Genomic DNA, 2,409 nt, shown 5'->3' on the forward strand with positions numbered 1-2,409 from the left:
GCCGACTGCTGTCCATCAATCGCGAGGTGGTGTCGAAGTTCATCATTCCCGAGATTGTCGGTGTGGTGCGGCTTGGCTCGCCGGACGATTACGGTGAGCGCGTGCTGCCGCATGTGCTGAAGCGTTTTGCGCAGTCGCATCCGTCGATCGCCGTCGACGTCACCATCGACCAGAGCAGCAATCTGCGCCGGCGCATGGACGACCGGGCGCTCGACATCACGCTGCTGACCAATTCCTACAAGACCAGCGCGCTCGGCGCCGAGGTGCTGCTGACCGAGCCGATCGTCTGGGCCGGTGCCAAGGGCGGCTGCGCGCATCTGCGCGAGCCGCTGCCGGTGTCGCTGTGGGAAGAGGGCTGCGCCTGGCGTGCCGGGGCGCTCGATGCGCTTGGCCGCGAGGGCCGCAATTACCGCATCGCCTATATGAGCGCGCACACGGCCGGCCAGCGCGCCGCGATCATGTCCGATCTCGCCGTGGCGCCATTGCCGAAGTCGTTCCTCGGCAATGACATGGTCGAACTCTGCCCGAAGGACGGCATGCCCGACATCGGGACCTACAATCTGGCGATGGTGGTGGCGCCGGATGCCAGTGCCCCGGTCAAGGCCGTTGCCGACCACATCCGCGCGACTTTCGAAGTCTTCCGGGAAACCGGCAAGTTCTGACCGGCTGGTAAGGACGATAGTATAAAGCTACTCCGCCGCTTCGGCGGGGCGCTGTTCAGGCCTTACTCTCGTATCGTGCACGATCCGGCTCTCCCCGAGAAAGGCGACGATGCGCTCGCGGGCGCGCCGGGCTTCCGGCATGTCAATCAGCGGCCAGACGTGGAACATGCCTTCCTCATAGACAAGATCGATTTCAACGCCGGCTGCGCGGGCTTTTTCGGCGAAGATCAGATTGTCGGGAGTCAAAAGATCGCGCGAGCCGGTCAAAAGCAGCGTTCTTGGCAGCACTGACAGATCTCCATAGACCGGGCTGATGTGCCAGTCGCTGGGATCGATGCCGGCACTGTACAGGCGAATCGCCTCCCTTCCGCCAGCTATGCCCAGCCAAGGGTCGGTGCGTTCCGCCTCGAACACTGCGGGGTTGGTGAGCGACACGTCGAGACCCGGCGAAATGAGCACATGCCGCGACGGCAGGGGCAGTCCTTCTTCGGCGACCATCATGGTCAGCACCACAGCCATATTGCCGCCGGCGGAATCGCCCATGAAGACGATGTCTTCGGCTTCCGTCTCGGCGAGCATCTGCCGGTAGACATCGCCAACCATTCCGAACATGGCATGGAAATCGTGTTCGGGAGCGATTGGATAGATCGGCACCGTGATCCCGTAGCCCAGCCGATCCGCCATCTCGGCGATCAGGTGCCAATGATAGGGTGTGATTTCAAAGACATAGGCACCGCCGTGCAAGTAGAGAATCCGCTTCTGCTCGCCGGTCCTGGGTGCGATTTCGTAGACGGGGAAGCCATCGACCGTATGCATCTCGATGTCGAGACGCTGATGCAACGAGGCGGGCGGGCGGTGGTTCTCGGTCTTGCGCGCGGCCGCGATCCAGCGCTGCAAATTTTCCGGACTGGCAAATGCCTGCTTGCGGCTGTGCCGCAGGACGAAAGACACGACATGGCTTTTCAAACTTGGCATGCGAATACACGAACTTCGGCAAAGCCGACTAAGAGAACCCCCACTATCTTCGAAGATCGTGCCGTGGCCGAAAATGTCAAGATTTGCGCCGTATCTACACGGTGGTGTGATCCACGCCGCGGTGCTCAGCGACGTGGTAGAAGTGCGGCACGCAGCCGGTTGCTGGTGGTCGCCGGGGACATGCGAGATCCCCGACGCATGCCGAGCAATTTGCATTTGTCGGCGAAGGTCATCAGCGCGCGGCGCTCCAGATCGTGTTGATAAGTGCGGCCTTTTCGCTGGATCGCGGCGATACCGGCCAGCCGATATCCTTCTGGATTTCGGGCGGCAGGCTGTTCAACAGGCGTCGCGCCTTGCTGCGGTCGTGAGCATTCTTGATGGCCGTGCCATAGCGGCCGAGGTTTTCGAGCATTGACATCGTTGTCTCCTCTGGAGCGTTGCGGCGGCTGGAAAGATATCTCCAGCCTGCCATTCGATGCCGGTTGAATGCGCCTGCCATGTATCTGGCGAATTTCACGAAAACAGCTTTTTGGTTTCCGGATCAGGCGATCCGGAAACATTTGCATGCAAATGAGTTTGGAAAGGCCGTGACCTGGGCGCGGCCGCTTATTCCCGTCCACGCCTGGCGGCGTGGCCTTCGCGCGAACGCCGTCGCGGAGCGGCATCGCCGGCAACGCCGTCCTCGCTGACCGTCTTGCGCGGCGGCAGTTTCACCGCTGCCGACAGCTTCGGGAACGGATCGACCTTGTTGGGCAGCGCCATGGCGTAGACG

Annotated in this window: 3 protein-coding genes; 1 reads left to right on the forward strand and 2 read right to left on the reverse strand. The window is 62.0% G+C overall.

Translation table 11 applies throughout. The features are described from left to right. A partial coding sequence (locus EN939_RS30085; protein WP_127271298.1) for a LysR substrate-binding domain-containing protein occupies positions 1 to 662 on the forward strand: 662 nt, incomplete at its 5' end. 27 nt (positions 663 to 689) lie between these two features. Here EN939_RS30085 and EN939_RS30090 read toward each other — a convergent pair. Together EN939_RS30090 and EN939_RS30095 are read right to left on the reverse strand one after the other, a co-directional pair. Then, positions 690 to 1,637, reverse strand: a complete 948-nt coding sequence (locus tag EN939_RS30090) for an alpha/beta hydrolase (RefSeq protein WP_127271302.1) — start codon at positions 1,635 to 1,637, stop codon at positions 690 to 692. 232 nt (positions 1,638 to 1,869) lie between these two features. After that, positions 1,870 to 2,055: a hypothetical protein gene (locus EN939_RS30095; RefSeq protein WP_127271300.1), complete on the reverse strand. Its 186-nt coding sequence runs from the start codon at positions 2,053 to 2,055 to the stop codon at positions 1,870 to 1,872. Positions 2,056 to 2,409: the final 354 nt, after the last annotated feature.

The sequence above is a fragment of the Mesorhizobium sp. M7A.F.Ca.CA.002.05.1.1 genome (genome assembly GCF_003998335.1).
Lineage (GTDB): Bacteria > Pseudomonadota > Alphaproteobacteria > Rhizobiales > Rhizobiaceae > Mesorhizobium.

Coding starts and splice junctions, on each gene's coding strand:
- EN939_RS30095 (WP_127271300.1), bottom strand. CDS start 2,055: ATGTCAATGCTCGAAAACCTCGGCCGCTATGGCACGGCCATCAAGAAT.
- EN939_RS30090 (WP_127271302.1), bottom strand. CDS start 1,637: ATGCCAAGTTTGAAAAGCCATGTCGTGTCTTTCGTCCTGCGGCACAGC.